Below are 18,376 nucleotides of genomic sequence, written 5' to 3'. Positions count from 1 at the left end.
CACGCGCGCGGCTCAGTACGGAAACACCTCGACCACATCGCCTGCATCGAAGCGGCGCGCGCCCTCGTCCAGGCGCAGCAGCACGTCGCTGTCGGCGGCGCCGCGCAGGCGGTGCGAACCGTCGGCCGGGTTCGGCTCCACCCACAGCTGTCCGTGCGCATCGCAGCGCATGCGCCCGCGCAGGAACTCCAGGCGCTCGTGGCGCTTGTCCCAGCCCGAGGCCAGCCGCGCACGCCAGTGCGGGCGCGGCTCGGCGCGCTGCTGCAGCGCGTCCAGCAGCGGCCGCCCGATCGCCATGAAGGTGGCCAGCACCGACACCGGATTGCCCGGCAGACCCAGGAACAGGGCGCGGTCCAGCTCGCCGAACAGCAGCGGCATGCCGGGGCGCATGCGCACCCTCCAGAAATGGATGCGGCCGCGCTCGGCCAGCAGCCGCGGCAGGTAGTCCTTCTCGCCGGCGGAGACGCCGCCGCAGGTCAACACCACGTCGAACGCGGAGGCCGCATCGCGCAGCATGCTGTCGATCCGCCGTGGATCGTCCGGCAGCGTCGGCCACGCGGTCGGCTCCAGGCCTAGCAGGCGCAGCTGCGCCATCAGCATGTCGCGGTTGCTGTTGTAGATCTGCCCGGGCATGAGCGGCAGGCCCGGCTCGACCAGCTCGTCGCCGGTGGCGAACACCGCCACGGTCGGTCGCGCCGCCACCGCCACCTGCGCCACGCCGAGCGCGGCGGCCAGGCCGATCCGCGACGGCGTCAACGCCACGCCCGCTTCGAGCACGCGCTCGCCGGCGCGCACGTCCTCGCCGCGCGCACGCACGTGCGCGCCGGCGACCGGCGCGGCCGGCACCTGCACCTGGCCGTCGCGCTCGACCACGTTTTCCTTGATCACCACCGTATCGGCGCCCGCCGGCAGCGGCGCGCCGGTGGTGATGCGCAGGCATTCGCCGGCGCCGATCGCCTGGCGCAGGTCCTGGCCGGCGAACTGCTCGCCAGCCAGGCGCAACACGGTCGGCGCATCCGGCTGCAGATCGGCATGGCGCAGCGCGAAGCCGTCCATCGCGCTGTTGGCGAACGGCGGCAGGTCGATCGGCGCGTGCAACGGTTCGAGCAGGATGCGGCCGTCGGCGCGCGGCAGCGCCAGGCGTTCGGCCGGCAACGGGCGCGACTGGGCGACGGCGGCGACGATGGCCAGCGCCTCGGAATAGGCAATACGGGAGGGATAGTCGTTCATGGCGCCGGCAGGATACCCGCTGCGCGCAGGTCCTGCGGCGTGTTGAGGTTGCCGAAGGTCTCCCCGGGCACGCGTGCGCGGACCATCGCCAACTGCTGCTGCAAGGCGCGCGGCGCGTAGCGACCGGCATCCAGCGCCGAAGCCAACGCAGGCCGCAGCGCGGCGACGCGGTACAGCGCCACCAGCGGCTGTACGCCGTCGTCGTCCTCGGCATAGGCGCCATCCGCATCGCCACTGGCGTCGATCAACCTGTCCAGCAGCGCAGGCGGAAGCCGGCACAGGTCCACCGGCAAGGTCAGCAGCCACGGCGTGGCGCAGGCCGCGGCCAGCGCGTCCAGGCCGGCGATCGGCCCCAGCGAGCGCTCGGCGCCAGGCGGCGCGGCGATCCGGTCGGGCAGCGCGTGCAGTCCGGCGGCGGCGTAGCGCGGCAGGTCGCGGTTGGCGCTGACCAGCACCGCCGCGACCGACGGCGCCAAGGCCTGCGCCAGGAACTGCACCAGCGCTTGCCCGTCGCGTTGCAGCCAGGCCTTGTCGCAACCGCCCAGGCGTTGCGCGCGGCCGCCGGCGAGGATGCCCAGCGTGACCTCGCGCCGCGCGTCCATCGGACTACTTGCCGCGGACGTGCTTCATCAAGCGCCGCTTCTTGGCGACCTGGCGCTCGGTCAGCACGTTCTTCTTGCCTTCGTACGGATTGGCGCCCTCGCGGAACATGAAGCGCACCGGCGTGCCGACCAGCTTGAAGCGCTTGCGGAAGAAGTTCTCCAGATAGCGCTTGTACGACTCCGGCAGCACCTTCAGGCGGGTGCCGTGGACGATGAAGGTCGGCGGATTGCTGCCGCCCGGATGCACGTAGCGCAGCTTGGAGACATGGCCGCGGATGCTCGGCGGCGGATTGGTCTCGTAGGCCACTTCCAGCGCCTGGTTGACTTCGCTGGTGCTGAATTCGCGGATCGCCGAGGCATGCGCGCTGTGGATCGCGCGGAACAGCTCGCGCAGGCCGGAACCATGCTTGGCCGAGATCCGCACCGCCTCGGCCCAGGGCACGAAGCCGAGCTTGCGCGACAGCAGCGCCTCGGCCTGCTCGCGCTGGTAGTCGGTCAGCCCGTCCCACTTGTTGACCGCCACCACCAGGGCGCGGCCGGCGTCCAGGATCGCGCCGAGCACGCTGGCGTCCTGGTCGGTGACGCCTTCGGTGGCGTCGAGCAGCAGCACCGCGACCTCGCATTGCTCGATCGCCTGCAGCGTCTTGAACACGCTGAACTTCTCCACCGCCTCCTCGACCCGGCCGCGGCGGCGCAGGCCGGCGGTGTCGATCAGCCGGTACAGGCGGTCGTCGCGCTGCAGGTCGACCGCGATCGAGTCGCGGGTGGTGCCCGGCACTTCCGAGGCGATCATCCGCTCCTCGCCGAGCAGCCGGTTGACCAGCGTCGACTTGCCGACGTTGGGGCGGCCGACGAAGGCGATGCGCATGCGCTTGGGATCGGTGTCCAGCGTCTCGCCGGCCCCCTCCTCCGGCAGGCGCGACAGCACTTCCTCGAGCAGGTCGTCGATGCCGTGGCGGTGCGCGGCGGAGACCGCGATCGCCTCGCCCAGGCCATAGCGCGCGAATTCGGCGCGCACCTGGTCCTCGTCGGTGCCGTCGATCTTGTTGATCAGCAGCAGGGTCGGCCGCGCCAGCTTGCGCAGCCAGGCCAGGATCTCGTCGTCGAGCGAGGACGAACCCTCGCGCCCGTCGACCACGAACAGCACCAGATCCGCCTCGCCGGCCGCCGAGCGCGCCTGGTCGGCGGTGGCGCCGGCCAGGCCTTCTTCCTCGCCGGAAATGCCGCCGGTGTCGACGATCACGAACGGGGTGTCCGGCTCCAGCCGGCAGACCCCGTAGTTGCGATCGCGGGTGACGCCGGGCTGGTCATGGACCAGCGCGTCGCGGCTGCGCGTGAGCGCGTTGAACAGCGTGGACTTGCCGACATTCGGCCGTCCAACCAGGGCGACCAGCGGCAGCATCGCGAATTCCTTTCCTTTATTGACCCAACCGGAACGCGGTCAGGTCGCCTTTCGTGTTCTGGACCAGCAGGATGCCATCGGCCACCACCGGCTGCGCTACCAGCGCCTTGCGTCCCACCCGCTCGCGTGCGGCGATCTCGCCGTTGTCGAGCTTCAACCAATGCAGATAGCCCTTGTAGTCGCCGACCACGGCGTAGTCGCCCTGGATCGCCACGCCGGTCAGCGAACGCCGCGCCAGCGCCGGCTGCGACCAGGTCGCCGAACCGGAGGCCTTGTCCAGCGCCCACACCGAACCGGCGTTGTCGGCCACCACCACGCTGCTGGAATTGACCGCGACACCGCCGGCGCCGCCATGATCGCGGGTCCACAGCGGACGCCCGCTCGGGCCTTCCAGCGCCACGGTCTGGTTCTTGAAACTGGTCGCGTACAGGGTGGTGCCGTCCAGCACCGGTGCGCCGTCCACGTCGGCCATGCGCTCCAGTTCGGTACGCCCTTCCGGCACGCCGATGGTCTGCTCCCACAGCACGCGGCCGTCCTGCATCGCCAGCGCCGCCAGCGTGCCGTCGTCGTTGCCGATGAACAGCACGCCCGGGCCGGCCACCACCGGCGCGTTGCCGCGCACGGTCAGGGTCGGCAGTTCCTGCACGTGGAACCAGCGCTGCTGCCCGGTGCCCGCGTCGAACGCGGTCACGTGGCCGTCGTTGCTGCGCACGAACACCAAGTTCTGCGAGACCACCGGCGCGGCGATCACTTCGTTGGGCACCCTGGCGTGCCACTTCTCGGTGCCGCTGGCGGCGTCGAGCGCGATCACTTCGCCATTCAGGCCGCCGACCACGACCAGGCCCTCGCCCACGCCAGGACCACCGGCGAAGCGCGGCAGCGGACGGTGCTTCTCCAGCCGCTTGCGCTCCTTGGCCTGCTGCTTCTCGTTGCGCAGGCGCTGCTTGTAGGCGACGCGCTCGTCCTTGGTCAGGCCCTTGCTCGACTCGCTCTCGACCTGGCTCTCCGGCTGCGCCTGGACCTGCGACAGGCGCTCCTTGCGCGCCTTCTTGGCGTCGTATTCCCACAGCGTCTTGCCGCTCTGCAGGTCCAGCGCGTAGACCGAACCGGAGGCCGCGGCCACGTACACCTTGCCGTCGGCCACGGCCGGATGCTGGCGCACGCCAATCCGCTTCTCGCCCTTGCCGGCATCGGTGGACCACAGCTTGACGATCTTCACCGACGGCTTGAAATCGACCAGCTCGGCCGGCTCGGCGGCCTTCTTGGCGGCCGCATCCTTGCCCGCGAACCAGCCCTTGACCGTGCTGCAACCGGACAGCGCCAGACCCAGCAGCGCGATGGTCGCGATGCGCTTGAACATGACTACCTTCATCAGATCGGCTCCGCAGGATTCGGCACGGTGCCGCCTGCATCCATCAACTTCGTTTCCAGCAGTCGCCGTTGCGGCGCCGCCACGTCCAGGGTGGTCAACGACTTGGCGTACGCCTCGCGTGCCGCCTCGCGCTTGCCCTGCGCGATCAGCGCATCGCCGCGGATCTCCAGGCTCTGGTTGTCGTCGGCCGCGGCCAGCAACTTCAGCGCTTCCTCGCTTTTGCCGGTCTGGATCAGCAAGCGCGCCACGCGCTGGTCGATCAGCAGCTTCAGCTCGCCCTCGGCCTTGAGCCCGCGCAGCGTCGCCAGGGCCTGGTCGTACTTGCCGTCGTCGGCCTGCGCCTTGGCCAGGCGCAGCGCGGCCAGCTCGGCGTAGATGTTGGCCGGGCCCTGCTGCAGCGCCGCCATGTCCTTGCCGGCCTTGTCCAGTTGCTTGGCCTGGATGCTCTTGAGCACGGCGTCGTAGCGGGAATTGGCCAGCGCCAGGTCGTTGGAATGCTGCTTGGTCCACCACTGCCAGCCAATGATCGCGCCGATGCCCAGGGCAATGCCGCCGATCAGGCCGGCGCCGTTTTTCCTGAGCCAAGTGCGGACGCGTTCGCTTTGTTCGTGCTCGTCGAGCAGGTCGTCGATCGCCATGCGTACTCTCGCCCCGCCGCAACGACGGGACATGGAATGTTGAGATTGAGGAACCGCGCCGCCGTCACTCGGACGCTGGCACCACGGAACCGTCAGAGGATACCGCAAAGCGGGCCACGTTCGCGCGCTTGTACGGAGTCAGATCCACGGTACTACCGGATTGCTGAACCTGGACCGCCGACGCATTGCCGAGCACGATGCGGCCCACCTGACCCGGCGCGTAGTCGCGCTTCTCGCCTGCCTTCAGCAGCGCTTTTTCCAGCGGCGTGCCGTCCGGGGCGATGATCTGCACCCAGCTGTCGCCCTGGAACGACAGGCTCAGGCCAGGCTTTTCCGCCTCGCTGGAGGCGCGCGGCAGCGGCGTCAGCGAAGCGATGTACGGCGCCGCAGGCGGCGCGGGACGATTGACCGACGCGGCGGTCGGCGCCGGGGTGCCGCCGGTGCCGACCGTCGCCGGCGGCGCGGCGTCGCCCGGAGCAGCCGGCACCACGTCCAGCGAAGCGGTGCTCGGACCATCGTCGGCGAAATGGGTGCGGGTCGCGTACCAGACCGGCACCGCCAGTCCGGCGGTGATCACCACGTAGACCATGCGCCGGGTCGCGCTCTCGAGCATGCGCCGCAGCGGCGGGGTATGCGTATGGCTGATCAGTTCCACCGGCTGCACCGGCGCGATCTGCGCGCTGGCCAGCAGCGGCTCCAGGTCCACCCCGAGCAGGCGCGCGTAGCTGCGCAGCTGACCGCGCACGAACACCGGCGCGCCGAGGCGCTGCCACTGTTCCGCTTCCAGCGCACCGATCACGTGCACCGGCATGCGCAAGCGGCCACCGACCTCGTCGATGCTCAAGCCCGCCGCTTCGCGCGCTTCGCGGAGTTGTTGCCCGCAACCTTTGGCGCCGTCGAAAGCGTTCGGATTGGAATCACTGATCACAATGCACTAGCCCCGGGAGTCGTGGTCGCGGCATCGGGAAACTCCTTGCGCAACCGCTGTTGGTAACGGCCGGCAGCAGCCATGTCGCCTAGCCCTTGTTCAATCTGAATAGCAAGTTGTAACACGGATGGCGTGGCCGGCGCAGCCGCCAGCCGCCGTTCCGAGAAGGCCCGCGCCTCGAAAAAACGCGCCTGCGCCGCTTCCTCGCGCGCCATCGCTTCCAGCGCATAGGCATTGCCCGGCTCCAGCGCCAGCGCCTTGCGCAGGTCGCGTTCGCCGCGCTCGCGCTGGCCGATCTGCACTGCGCAACCGCCGGCATTGGCCAATGCCGAGGCCGGCGTGGCGTAGCCGGGCACTTGCAGCGCGCGATCGAACCACTGCAGCGCCTCGGCGGCGGCACCGTTCGCGCACAGCCAGGCACCGTAGTTGTTCAAGGCCTCGCCGCGGTTCGGCGCCAGTTCGGCGGCCTTGCGGTAATGCTCGCCGGCAGTGGCGGCATCACCGCGGCGGCCGGCCGCCACCGCCAGCAGCGTGTGCGCCTGCACCGAGTCCGGGGCCAGCGCCAGCGCCTTGCGCGCATGCTCCTCGGCGCCGGCCAGATCGCCGCCGCTGAGCCGGTTGCCGGCCAGGCCGAGTTGCTCCTGCAACGCGTAGCGCGCCTTGACTTCGCCGCTGTCGCGGAAATCGTAGTCCGGCGCCACCTGCTCGACGTTGCGCAGCCTGCCGGACTTGGTGCCGTGCCCGGCGCATGCCGACAACGCCAGCAGCCCCGCGGCCAACGCAACGATGGCCAGAGGATGCCTAGGCCGCCGCATCCCGGTCCGCCTGGGTCTGCAACTGGCGCTGGAAGTCGGCCTGGCGCCGGGTGCGGTCCAGCACCTGCCCCTTGAGCTGGCCGCAGGCCGCGTCGATGTCGTCGCCGCGGGTGCGCCGCACCATGGTCAGCACCTGCGCATCGAGCAGGATCTTCTGGAACGCGCGGATTTCCGTCTCGCCGGAGCGCTCGTAGCGCGTGCCCGGGAACGGATTGAACGGGATCAGGTTGACCTTGCCGGCGTTCGAGGCCTGCACCGCGTTGTCGAACTGGCGCATCAGCCGCGCCAGCTGCCGCGCATGTTCGGGCTGGTCGTTGATGCCCTTCATCAGCGTGTATTCGAAGGTCACCGACTCGCGGCGCTTGTTGGCGCGCAGATAGCGCGCGCACGCGGCCATCAGTTCGGCGACCGGGTACTTCTTGTTGAGCGGCACCAGCGTCTCGCGCAGCGCGTCGTCGGCCGCATGCAGCGAGACCGCCAGCGACACGTCGCTCTCGGCGGACAGGCGATCGATCATCGGCACCAGGCCGGAGGTCGACAGCGTGACCCGCTTGTTGGCCAGGCCATAGCCCAGGTCGTCGCGCATCACGCTCATCGCGCGCACGACGTTGTCGAAATTCATCAGCGGCTCGCCCATGCCCATCATCACCACGTTGGTGAGACGGCGCTGCTGGTGCGGCACGTTGCCCAGGTGCCGCGCCGCAACCCACACCTGGCCAACGATCTCGGCGGTGGACAGGTTGCGGTTGAAGCCCTGGGTGGCGGTCGAGCAGAACGTGCAGTTCAACCCGCAGCCGACCTGGGAGGACACGCACAGCGTGCCGCGGCCCTTGTCCGGGATGTACACGGCCTCGATCGCGTTCTTGCCGTCGGTGCCCATGGCCAGCAGCCACTTGTGGGTGCCGTCGGCGGACGGCTTGTCGAACACGATGTTGGGGACGACGACCTCGGCATGCTGCTGCAGCTTGGCGCGCAGCGCCTTGCCGAGGTCGGTCATCTGGTCGAAGTCGGTGACGTAGCGGTGGTGGATCCACTTCATCACCTGGTGGGCGCGGTAGCGCGCTTCGCCGAGCGTGTCGGCGAAGAAACGCTCCAGGCCCTCGCGATCGAGGTCGAGCAGATTCTGCTTGGCTGCGGCGCCGGTCCGGAGCGGATCGGCGAGCGCCAACGGAGTGTGGACGACCTCGTTCACGATGACCTCTTAGCGCGAAACCACTTCGGTGGCGGCGAAGAAATATGCCACTTCGTTGGCGGCGTTCTCCACCGAATCGGAACCGTGCGCGGCGTTGGCGTCGATCGAGTCGGCGAAATCGGCGCGGATGGTGCCCGGTGCGGCGTCCTTCGGATTGGTGGCGCCGAGCAGGTCGCGGTGCGCGGCCACGGCGTTCTCGCCTTCCAGCGCCTGGATCATCACCGGGCCGGAGATCATGAACTCGACCAGCGCGTTGAAGAACGGACGCTCGCGGTGCACGGCGTAGAAGCCCTCGGCCTCGCGGCGCGACAGTTGCTTGTACTTGGCGGCCACGACCTTCAGGCCGGCCTTCTCGAAACGCGAATAGATCTCGCCGATGACGTTCTTGGCGACGGCATCGGGCTTGATGATGGACAGGGTGCGCTCCAGCGCCATGGGAAGTTCTCCGTTGGGCGGGCCACTAGACGGCCCGAGGTTAACATGAAAAAAACCCGCGTCAAAACGCGGGCTTAGCCAGAATTGCGATGGGCAATTCTATCCAATCGCAGCGGGCTTTGCACGGCCGCAGGCTGAATCGTGCTGCATCGCAACATGACGCCGCCGGACGCGAGGCCTAGACTCAAACAATCGTTTGATTGATTCCGGCGGCCGCATGGCAAAGCAAGCGCACTTCTCCACCAAGGACCGCATCCTCAGCGCGGCCGAGGAACTGTTCGCCCAGCATGGCTTCTCCGGCACTTCGCTGCGCCAGGTCACCAGCCAGGCCGACGTCAACATCGCCGCGGTCAACTACCACTTCGGCTCCAAGGAGAACCTGGTCAACGAGGTGTTCCGGCGGCGCATGGACGAGATGACCGCCGCACGCCTGGCGCAGCTGGAGGCCGCACAGCGCCAGCATCCGGGCCAGCTCGGGCCGGTGCTGGCGGCATTCGTGGAGCCGGCGCTGGCGATGGCCCAGGACCGCCAGAGCGGCGGCGCCTTCGTGCGCGTGATCGCCCGCGCCTACGCCGAGAAGAACGACAGCCTGCGCCAGTTCCTGTCCGACCACTACGGCCACGTGCTGCGCGAGTTCGGCAAGGCCATCGCCGCCTGCGTGCCCGGGCTGAGCAAGGAAGAACTGTACTGGCGCCTGGACTTCCTGGCCGGCGCGCTGACCTACGCCATGGCCGATTTCGGCCTGATCAAGCGCCCCGCCGGGGTCAGCGAAGGCGCGCACCGCGCCCACGCCGCGCGCGAACTGATCCGTTTCGCCGAAGCCGGCTTCCTGGCCCGCGCCGTGCCCTGATTCCGCAAGAACCGTTGCGCACGAACCCATCCCGCAAGACCCGCATCCCGCAATCGTTGACCCACAGAGGCTGATCGCTATGTCCAACCCCCTGCTAGTCCGCCGTGCCGCCGTCCTGGGCGCGGGCGTGATGGGCGCGCAAATCGCTGCGCACCTGACCAACGCCGGCGTCGACACCGTGCTGTTCGATCTTCCCGCCAAGGACGGCCATCCCGACGGCGTCGTGCTCAAGGCCATCGCCAACCTGACCAAGCTGAGCCCGGCGCCGCTGGCCAGCGCGAGCCTGGCCGAAGCCATCACCCCGGCCAACTACGACTCGGGCCTGGAGCAGCTGCGCGGCTGCGACCTGATCATCGAAGCCATCGCCGAGCGCATGGACTGGAAACAGGACCTGTACAAGAAGATCGCCCCGTTCGTGGCCGATCACGCGGTGCTGGCCTCCAACACCTCCGGCCTGGGCATCAATGCGCTGTCCGACGTGCTGCCCGAGCAGCTGCGCCACCGCTACTGCGGCGTGCACTTCTTCAACCCGCCGCGCTATATGCACCTGGCCGAGCTGATCCCGGCCAAGGGCACCGATGCGGCGGTGCTGGAAGGCCTGGAAGCGTTCCTGGTGACCACCCTGGGCAAGGGCGTGGTCTATGCCAAGGACACCCCGAACTTCATCGGCAACCGCATCGGCGTGTTCTCGATCCTGTCCACCATCCACCACACCGCGCAGTCCGGCCTGGGTTTCGACGAGGTGGACGCGCTGACCGGCCCGCTGGTGGGCCGCCCGAAGTCGGCGACCTACCGCACCTCCGACGTGGTCGGCCTGGACACCATGGCCCACGTCATCAAGACCATGGCCGACACCCTGCCCGACGATCCGTGGCACCAGTACTTCGCCTCGCCGAAGTGGCTGGACGCGCTGATCGCCAAGGGCGCGCTGGGCCAGAAGGTCGGCGCCGGCATCTTCCGCAAGGTCGGCAAGGACATCGTGGTGCTGGACCTGGAGAAGCAGGACTACCGCCCGGCCGACCGCAGCGCGGCGCCGGACGTGGTCGAGATCCTGAAGATCAGGAACCCGGCGGAGAAGTTCGCCAAGCTGCGCGAGAGCCAGCATCCGCAGGCGCAGTTCCTGTGGGCGACGTTCCGCGACCTGTTCCACTACAGCGCCTACCACCTGGCCGACATCGCCGAGACCGCACGCGACGTGGACCTGGCGATCCGCTGGGGCTACGGCTGGTCGCTGGGCCCGTTCGAGACCTGGCAGGCCGCCGGCTGGAAGCAGGTGGCGCAGTGGATCGCCGACGACATCGTGGCCGGCAAGGCCATGTCCAGCGCGCCGCTGCCGGACTGGGTGTTCGACGGCCGCGACGGCGTGCATGCCGCCGAGGGCAGCTACAGCCCCGCGCGCAACGCCAAGCTGCCGCGCTCGGCGCTGCCGGTGTACCAGCGCCAGCGCTTCCCCGATCCGCTGCTGGGCGAGACGTTCGCGCCGGGCGAGACGGTGTTCGAGAACGACGGCCTGCGCCTGTGGCACGACGGCGACGACATCGCCGTGGTCAGCTTCAAGACCAAGATGAACACCGTCTCCGACCAGGTGCTCGACGGCCTGCAGGAAGCGGTCGGCCGCGCCGAGAAGGACTTCAAGGGCCTGGTGATCTGGCAGCACAAGGAACCCTTCTCCGCCGGTGCCGACCTGGCCGGCGCGCTGGGCCTGCTGCAGGCCGGCAAGGTCGCTGCGTTCGAGGCGATGGTCGCCAACTTCCAGGCCACCAGCCAGCGCATCAAGTATTCGCTGGTGCCGGTGGTCGCGGCGGTGCGCGGCCTGGCCCTGGGCGGCGGCTGCGAATTCCAGATGCACAGCGCCAAGACCGTGGCCGCGCTGGAGAGCTACATCGGCCTGGTCGAGGCCGGCGTCGGCCTGCTGCCGGCCGGCGGCGGCCTGAAGGAGATCGCGGTGCGCGCTTCGCAGGCGGCCGGTCCGGGCGGCGACGTGTTCGCCGAGCTGAAGAAGACCTTCGAGACCGTGGCGATGGCCAAGGTCTCCACCTCGGCGGTCAACGCCAAGGAACTGGGCCTGCTGCGCGGCACCGACAAGGTCGTGTTCAACAGCTACGAGGCGCTGTACATCGCCAAGGCCGAGGCGCGCGCGCTGGCCGAGGGCGGCTACCGCCCGCCGCTGCCGGCACGCCGCATCCAGGTCGCCGGCGACGTCGGCATCGCCACCTTCAAGATGCTGCTGGTGAACATGCTGGAAGGCCGCTTAATCAGCGAATACGACTACGAGATCGCCACCCGCATCGCCACCGTGCTGTGTGGCGGCGAAATCGACCGCGGCGCGCTGGTGGACGAGGAATGGCTGCTCAAGCTCGAGCGCAAGCACTTCGTCGAACTGGCCCAGCAGGAAAAGACCCAGGCACGGATCGGTCACATGCTCAAGACGGGTAAGCCGCTTAGGAACTGAGATTCGGGATTGGGGAATCGGGAATGGAAAGGCATTCCCGGCTCCTCCTTCTCCCCCTAATTTTCCGCCGGAAATAGGAATGCCGCAGATCGCGCGAATCCGCTTTCACGATTCCCGACTCCCCATTCCCCATTCCCGGCTTTCGGAGAAAGCCAAATGAGCAAACAGATCCAGGAAGCCTACATCGTCGCCGCCACCCGTACCCCGGTCGGCAAGGCGCCCAAGGGCGTGTTCCGCAATACCCGTCCGGACGACATGCTGGCGCACGTGCTGCGCGCGGTGGTCTCGCAGGCGCCGGGCATCGACCCCTCGCGCATCGACGATGCGATCATCGGCTGCGCGATGCCCGAGGGCGAGCAAGGCATGAACGTGGCGCGCATCGGCGTGCTGCTGGCCGGGCTGCCCAATTCGGTGGCCGGGCAGACCATCAACCGCTTCTGCTCCTCCGGCATCCAGGCGGTGGCGCTGGCCGCGGACCAGATCCGCCTGGGCAACGCCGACCTGATGCTGGCCGGCGGCACCGAGTCGATGTCGATGGTGCCGATGATGGGCAACAAGGTCGCGCTGTCGCCGAGCGTGTTCGCCGACGACCACGTCGCCATCGCCTACGGCATGGGCATCACCGCCGAGAAGGTGGCCGAGGAGTGGAAGGTGTCGCGCGAGGACCAGGATGCGTTCGCGCTGGCCTCGCACCAGAAGGCCATCGCCGCGATCGCCGCCGGCGAATTCCGCGACGAGATCACCCCGTACGAGATCCTGTCGCACCAGCCCGACCTGGCCGGCAACGTCATCGCGCTGCGCAAGCGCCTGGTCGATACCGACGAAGGCCCGCGCCCGGACAGCTCGATCGAAGGCCTGGCCAAGCTGCGCCCGGTGTTCCGCAACGGCCAGTTCGGTGGCAGCGTCACCGCCGGCAACTCCTCGCAGATGAGCGACGGCGCCGGCGCGGTGCTGCTGGCCTCCGAGCAGGCGATCAAGGACTACGGCCTGACTCCCCTCGCCCGCTTCGTCAGCTTCTCGGTCGCCGGCGTGCGTCCGGAAGTGATGGGCATCGGCCCGATCGCGGCCATTCCCAAGGCGCTCAAGCAGGCCGGGCTGAGCAAGGACCAGATCGACTGGATCGAGCTCAACGAAGCCTTCGCCGCGCAGTCGCTGGCGGTGATCCGCGACAGCGGCCTGGATCCGTCCAAGGTCAACCCGCTCGGCGGCGCGATCGCGCTCGGCCATCCGCTCGGCGCCACCGGTGCGATCCGCACCGCCACGCTGGTGCACGGCCTGCGCCGCCGCCAGCAGAAGTACGGCATGGTCACCATGTGCATCGGCACCGGCATGGGCGCGGCCGGGATCATCGAAGCGCTCTGAACGGCGCGCTTCGGCAACGAAAAAGGGCAGCCCAGGCTGCCCTTTTTCTTGCATCGGCTTTTCGCTGCGGAACCTGGTCCGCCGCGCGGCGGGCCCGGCGCTGGGGGCAACGTTGCGGCGTTACTTGCCGCCGGCTTCGACGTCGGCCAGGGCGCGACGCATCATGTCCTGCGCCGGCTTGCTCAGCTTCTCGTGGTCCAGCGCGTAGCGGATGGTCGCCTCGATCAGGCCGATATGGGTACCGCAGTCGAAGCGGGTGCCCTCGAAGCGGTACGCATGCACTGGATCGCTGCCGATCAGCGCGGCAATCGCGTCGGTCAGCTGGATCTCGCCACCGGCGCCCGGCACGGTCTTTTCCAGCAGATCGAAGATCTTGGAGCTGAGCACGTAGCGGCCGACCACGGCCAGGTCGCTCGGCGCATCGGCCGGCTTGGGCTTCTCGACGATCGCGGTGATCTTGCCTTCGCTGCCATCGAACGCCTCGGTGGCGACGATGCCGTAGCTGCCGGTGCTCTCGTGGGGTACGTCCTGCACGGCGATCACGCTGGCGCCGGAGCGCTCGGCCACGTCGGCCATCTGCGTCAGCGCGCCCGGACCGCGGTTCCAGATCAGGTCGTCGGGCAGCAGCACCGCGAACGGCTCATCGCCGATGATCGGCTTGGCGCACAGCACCGCATGGCCGAGTCCGAGCGCTTCGGCCTGGGTCACGAAGATCGCGCGCACGCCGTTCGGCAGTACGTGGCGCACCAACTCCAGCTGTTCGAGCTTGCCGGCGCGCTCGAGCTTCTGCTCCAGCTCGTAGGCCTTGTCGAAGTAATCCGCAACCGCGTGCTTGTAGCGGTTGGTGACGAAGATCAGCGTGTCGCAACCGGCCTCGATCGCCTCGTCCACCGCGTACTGGATCAACGGCCGATCGATGATCGGCAGCATTTCCTTGGGCACCGTCTTGGTGGCGGGAAGGAAGCGGGTACCCAGACCTGCCACCGGAAAAACTGCCTTGCGGATTCTCTTGCTCATCAGAGCCTTCTGGCCTCGCGTGCGGGGAATGGGACGATTGTAGCGGAGCTATCCTGACCGGCTTGTTGTCGCAGCGGCGCGAATTCGGGCATGGTGCTGCGCATCACTTTCTCGATGCCGTCGCTGTCGTATTCGGCCACCGCCGCGCGCAGCTGCTGCAGACCCTGCAACACGTTCTCGCGCGAGAAACTGCGCGCGCCGGCCTCCAGGATCTTCGGATGCGAGGTGGGCCGATAGTTCTCGTCGGAATAGAACAAGGTCTCGTGCAGCTTCTCGCCGGGGCGCAGCCCGGTGTAGACGATCGCGATGTCGCGACCGGGCTGCTTGCCGGCCAGGCGGATCATCTGCTCGGCGAGCAGGCGGATCGGCACCGGCTCGCCCATGTCCAGCGTGTAGATGGCGCCGTGCGAGGCCGACGCGGCGGCCTGCACGATCAGCTGGCAGGCCTCGGGAATGGTCATGAAATAACGGGTCACCTGCGGATCGGTCACGGTGACCGGGCCGCCCTGGCGGATCTGCTCGCGGAACAGCGGCACCACGCTGCCGGCCGAATCGAGCACATTGCCAAAGCGCACGGTGACGAAGCGCGTGCCCACGGTCTGGTCGTCCAGCGACTGGCATACCATCTCCGCATAACGCTTGGAGGCGCCGAGCACGTTGACCGGATTCACCGCCTTGTCGGTGGAGATGAACACGAAGGTCGAGACCTTGGCGGCGATGCAGGCGCGGGCCACGTTCTCGGTGGCCAGCACGTTGTTGCGGACCGCCTCGCGGAACTGCCGCTCCAGCAGCGGCACCTGCTTGTAGGCCGCGGCATGGAACACCGCATCGGGCTCGGCGAGGCGCATCGCGTGGCGGGTCACGGCCGGATCGCCGCAGTCGCCGAGCACGCACTCGATCTCCAGGTCGGGGAAGGTGCGGTGCAGATCGGCATGGATGGTGATCAGCGCCAGCTCGTCGATTTCCAGCAGTACCACCTTGCGCGCGCCGTGGCGGGCACACTGCCGGCATAGTTCCGAACCGATCGAGCCGCCGGCACCGGTGACCATCACCGTGCGCCCGGACAACCAGCCCTTGATCAGCTTCCAGTCCGGCGTCACCGGCTTGCGCCCGAGCAGGTCCTCGATCGCGACCTCCTTCAGTTCGCCCGGCAGAAAGTGGCCTTCGAGCACGTCGAGCAGGCGCGGCACGGTGCGGAACGGCAACCCGGTGCTCTCGCAGATCGCCACCACCCGCTGCATGCCCGCCGCGTCCAGCGACGGGATGGCGATGACCAGCAGCTTGGCCGCGGTTTCCTTGGCGATCGCGCCGGCTTCGTCGATCCGGCCCAGGATCGGCAGGCCCTGCAGCTTGGCGCCATGCAGATGGCCGGCATCGTCGACGAAGCCGACCGGATGATAGGCGCCGGAGCGGCGCAGATCGCGCACCAGCGCCTCGGCCGCACGGCCGGCGCCGACGATCAGCACGCGCCGCGCGGTCTCGTCCGAATGCGCGATCTGGTAGTCCTTCCACGCCCGGTACAGCAGCCGCGGCGCACCGAGCAGCGCCGACAGCGCGAACGGATACACCATCAGCACCGACAGCGGAATGGAATCGAAGCGGCTGTAGGCCAGCCCCAGCACGATCGCGACCAGCCCGTAGAAACTGGCCTTGAAGATGTTCAGCAGATCCGGAACGCTGGCGAAGCGCCACAGCCCGCGATACAGGCCGACTTTCCAGAACACCAGGCCCTGCGCCGCCAGCACGATGGCGGTGTTGAGGTTCCACAACGGCAAGGGGTGCTCGCCGGGCAGCATCGTGTAGCGCGCCGCATGCAGCAGCTGCCAGCAGATCCACACGATCGCCAGATCGTGGACGACCACGGAGGCCTTGGGGAACAGCTCGGTAAATCGGTCGCGGATCGAAAGCATCAGTTATCCATGAGAGTTCAGCGCAATCCCTTGCGCAAAGTCAGCCAAAGCGCGCTCGCCGATAGGGACCAGGCAAGCGCCAACCCAACCTGCCCCTCGGTGCGCAGCGTTTCACCGAACCAGGCGATTGTAATCGCGACAATGCTGAACAGGGCATAGGCGAAGGTCACAAGCGCGTGGCTCCTGCCCGTATGTACCCAACGCTGGTAAAAATGTTGCGCATGCGGTTGCCACCAGCGTTCGCCCGCGAGCATGCGCGACAGCAGCGTGAAGCCTGCGTCGATGGCGAATGCCGACAGTGGTATCAACAGCAACCATGGTGTGAGCTCGGTCGCGACATTGCACAACGCGAACAGCGCGGCGACCAGATACCCCAGCGCCCCACTGCCGACGTCGCCGAGGAAGATGCGTGCCCGCGGATAGTTGAAGGGCAGGAAACCCGCACAGGCCACGATCAGCACCCAGCAAGGCCAGCGCAGCGGCGCGGGCAGCAAGACGGCGAAACCCAATGCCACCAGCATCGCCTGGCTGGTGGCCAGGCCATTGATGCCGTCCATGAAGTTCCAGATGTTGATCAGCGAGATCGTCGCCAGCCAGGTCAGCGCGGTCAGCCAGGGATTCTGGTGCAATCGGTAGACAAGCGCGGCCAGCAAGGTGGCGGCCAGCGCATGCACCAGCAGCCGCAGCGCGGCCGACAGCGGCCGGTGGTCGTCCCACCAGCCGACGCCGGCGACCAGCACCAGTCCGCCAGCGAACGCCGCGATCGCCATCCCCTGTTGCGGCCACAGCGCCACCGCATACGCGCACGCCGCCAGCACCGCGGCCACGATCGCCACACCGCCGCCGCGCGGCGTCGCCACCGTATGGCTGCGACGCTCGCCGGGCGCGTCCATCAGCTTGTGCTTGAGGGCATAGCGGCGCGACAGCCAGGTCCCGAGCGCGCTGAATGCTGCCAGCGCGGCGAGCAGCACCCACCCTGCCAACTGCATCTACACCACCGCGTAGTTGAGCAAGGGCTTGACCGTGCCCCACTCCTTGCAGCTCGGGCACTGCCAGTGATGGGTGCGCGCGCCGAAGCCGCAGCGCGTGCAGCGGTAGCTGGGATTGCGCACCAGCAACTGGTCGGTGATGTGCTTCAGGTCCTGCAGGGTAGCGGTGGAATCGGCGCCCTCGGCCAGGGTCAGGTCGATCAATGCCGACTCGCCGCGCACCGACGGCCGATCCTTCAGCTGCCGCCCGAGGTAGGCGCGCGCCGCGGACACGCCTTCCTGCGATTCCATCAGCCGGGTCAGCGCCAGCACCGGCGCGATGCCGCGGTAGTGCTCGGTCATTTCCGACAGGAAGGCGCGCGCGCCGCTGAGATCGTTGCCGCGGCGGCGATAGCAGTCCATCAGCGCCGGCATGATCTCCGGCAGGTAGTCCGGATCGTGCCGCGCGGCACGTTCGAAGGCGCGGATCGCGGCCTCGTCGTTGCCGTCGTCCACGTCGATGCGCCCTTCCAGAATGCCGGCGCGCACCGAGGTGGCGTCGGCCTGGTAGGCGCGCGCGATCGCCGCCCGCGCCAGCTCGGACTTGCCGGATGCGCGGTAACGGTCGGCCAGCTCGCATTCGAACTGCGCGATCAGCTTGCCCATCGGCTCGCCGGTCACGTCTTCGTAACGGGTGGCGTTGTCGATCGCCTTTTCCCAGTCGCGCTCGGCCTGGTAGATGCCGATCAGGTGCTTGAGCGCCTGCGGCGCGCGCTGGTCGATCTGCGCCAACTCGGTGAACACGGTCTCGGCCCGGTCCAGCAGGCCGGATTTCATGTAGTCCTCGCCCAGCGCCAGCAAGGCCTGGACGCGCTGCGGATCGCTGAGATCGGCACGCTGCACCAGGCCCTGGTGCAAGCGGATGGCGCGGTCGACTTCACCGCGCCGGCGGAACAGGTGGCCGAGCGCGACCTGGGTCTCGAAGGTCTCCTTGTCCAGCTCGGCGATATGCAGGAACAGCTCGATCGCCTTGTCCGGCTCTTCGTTGAGCAGGTAGTTCAGGCCGCGGAAATACGTGCTGGAAAGCCGGCTGACCTGCGTGTCGCCATGGCGCTGGCCACCGCGGCGGCCGATCACCCATCCGCTCAGCGCCGCCAGCGGCAGGAACAGGAAGAACCAGAACCACTCGGTCAGGAAGTCCAT

At 68.5% G+C, this 18,376-nt stretch carries 16 protein-coding genes; 3 read left to right on the top strand and 13 right to left on the bottom strand.

The window, feature by feature from the left end:
• Positions 1-12: 12 nt before the first annotated feature.
• The 9 genes from NRY95_10660 to ndk all read right to left on the bottom strand — a co-directional run bounded on the left by NRY95_10660 (position 13) and on the right by ndk (position 8,614).
• Positions 13-1,230, bottom strand: a complete 1,218-nt coding sequence (locus tag NRY95_10660) for a molybdopterin molybdotransferase MoeA (GenBank protein ID UYC18376.1) — start codon at positions 1,228-1,230, stop codon at positions 13-15.
• Positions 1,227-1,832, bottom strand: a complete 606-nt coding sequence (locus tag NRY95_10655; protein UYC18375.1) for an NTP transferase domain-containing protein — start codon at positions 1,830-1,832, stop codon at positions 1,227-1,229. The genes NRY95_10660 and NRY95_10655 overlap by 4 nt, the downstream gene beginning before the upstream one ends.
• 4 nt (positions 1,833-1,836) lie before the next feature.
• Positions 1,837-3,234: a ribosome biogenesis GTPase Der gene (gene der / locus NRY95_10650; protein UYC18374.1), complete on the bottom strand. Its 1,398-nt coding sequence runs from the start codon at positions 3,232-3,234 to the stop codon at positions 1,837-1,839.
• Between the two features lie 16 nt (positions 3,235-3,250).
• The gene (gene bamB, locus NRY95_10645; GenBank protein ID UYC18560.1) at positions 3,251-4,609 is read right to left on the bottom strand and encodes an outer membrane protein assembly factor BamB; all 1,359 of its coding nucleotides are present in this window, start codon (positions 4,607-4,609) and stop codon (positions 3,251-3,253) included.
• Positions 4,606-5,244 (bottom strand): tetratricopeptide repeat protein, encoded by a 639-nt coding sequence (locus NRY95_10640; protein UYC18373.1) that lies wholly within the window; start codon positions 5,242-5,244, stop codon positions 4,606-4,608. The genes bamB and NRY95_10640 overlap by 4 nt, the downstream gene beginning before the upstream one ends.
• A gap of 64 nt (positions 5,245-5,308) precedes the next feature.
• Positions 5,309-6,172: a DUF4115 domain-containing protein gene (locus NRY95_10635; GenBank protein ID UYC18372.1), complete on the bottom strand. Its 864-nt coding sequence runs from the start codon at positions 6,170-6,172 to the stop codon at positions 5,309-5,311.
• Positions 6,169-6,951, bottom strand: coding sequence for a type IV pilus biogenesis/stability protein PilW (pilW, locus tag NRY95_10630; protein UYC18371.1), 783 nt, complete (start codon positions 6,949-6,951; stop codon positions 6,169-6,171). The genes NRY95_10635 and pilW overlap by 4 nt, the downstream gene beginning before the upstream one ends.
• 22 nt (positions 6,952-6,973) lie before the next feature.
• Positions 6,974-8,155, bottom strand: a complete 1,182-nt coding sequence (gene rlmN / locus NRY95_10625; protein ID UYC18559.1) for a 23S rRNA (adenine(2503)-C(2))-methyltransferase RlmN — start codon at positions 8,153-8,155, stop codon at positions 6,974-6,976.
• Between the two features lie 33 nt (positions 8,156-8,188).
• On the bottom strand, positions 8,189-8,614 hold the full coding sequence (gene ndk, locus NRY95_10620; protein ID UYC18370.1) for a nucleoside-diphosphate kinase: 426 nt from the start codon (positions 8,612-8,614) through the stop codon (positions 8,189-8,191).
• Between the two features lie 217 nt (positions 8,615-8,831).
• Here ndk and NRY95_10615 point away from each other — a divergent pair, with 217 nt between their 5' ends.
• From NRY95_10615 to NRY95_10605, 3 genes are all read left to right on the top strand, one after another.
• Positions 8,832-9,464: a TetR family transcriptional regulator gene (locus NRY95_10615; GenBank protein ID UYC18369.1), complete on the top strand. Its 633-nt coding sequence runs from the start codon at positions 8,832-8,834 to the stop codon at positions 9,462-9,464.
• Between the two features lie 79 nt (positions 9,465-9,543).
• A complete protein-coding gene (locus NRY95_10610) occupies positions 9,544-11,916 on the top strand; it encodes a 3-hydroxyacyl-CoA dehydrogenase/enoyl-CoA hydratase family protein (protein UYC18368.1) in 2,373 nt (790 codons plus the stop codon).
• 156 nt (positions 11,917-12,072) lie between these two features.
• Entirely contained in the window at positions 12,073-13,278 is a 1,206-nt protein-coding gene (locus tag NRY95_10605; GenBank protein UYC18367.1) for an acetyl-CoA C-acyltransferase, read from the top strand.
• 120 nt (positions 13,279-13,398) lie between these two features.
• On the opposite strand, the gene galU is transcribed toward NRY95_10605, so the two are convergent.
• Genes galU through lapB form a run of 4 tightly spaced genes read right to left on the bottom strand, consistent with a single transcriptional unit; the run spans position 13,399 to position 18,376 of the window.
• The gene (gene galU, locus NRY95_10600) at positions 13,399-14,295 is read right to left on the bottom strand and encodes a UTP--glucose-1-phosphate uridylyltransferase GalU (protein UYC18366.1); all 897 of its coding nucleotides are present in this window, start codon (positions 14,293-14,295) and stop codon (positions 13,399-13,401) included.
• On the bottom strand, positions 14,295-16,205 hold the full coding sequence (locus NRY95_10595; GenBank protein ID UYC18365.1) for a polysaccharide biosynthesis protein: 1,911 nt from the start codon (positions 16,203-16,205) through the stop codon (positions 14,295-14,297). Before NRY95_10595 ends, galU begins: the two co-directional genes overlap by 1 nt.
• A 17-nt stretch (positions 16,206-16,222) precedes the next feature.
• Positions 16,223-17,194, bottom strand: a complete 972-nt coding sequence (locus NRY95_10590; protein UYC18364.1) for a glycosyltransferase family 4 protein — start codon at positions 17,192-17,194, stop codon at positions 16,223-16,225.
• The gene (lapB, locus tag NRY95_10585; protein ID UYC18363.1) at positions 17,195-18,376 is read right to left on the bottom strand and encodes a lipopolysaccharide assembly protein LapB; all 1,182 of its coding nucleotides are present in this window, start codon (positions 18,374-18,376) and stop codon (positions 17,195-17,197) included.

The organism is Xanthomonas campestris pv. phormiicola (genome assembly GCA_025666215.1).
GTDB lineage: Bacteria > Pseudomonadota > Gammaproteobacteria > Xanthomonadales > Xanthomonadaceae > Xanthomonas_A > Xanthomonas_A campestris_A.
This window is presented reverse-complemented; position numbering and strand designations above follow the sequence as displayed.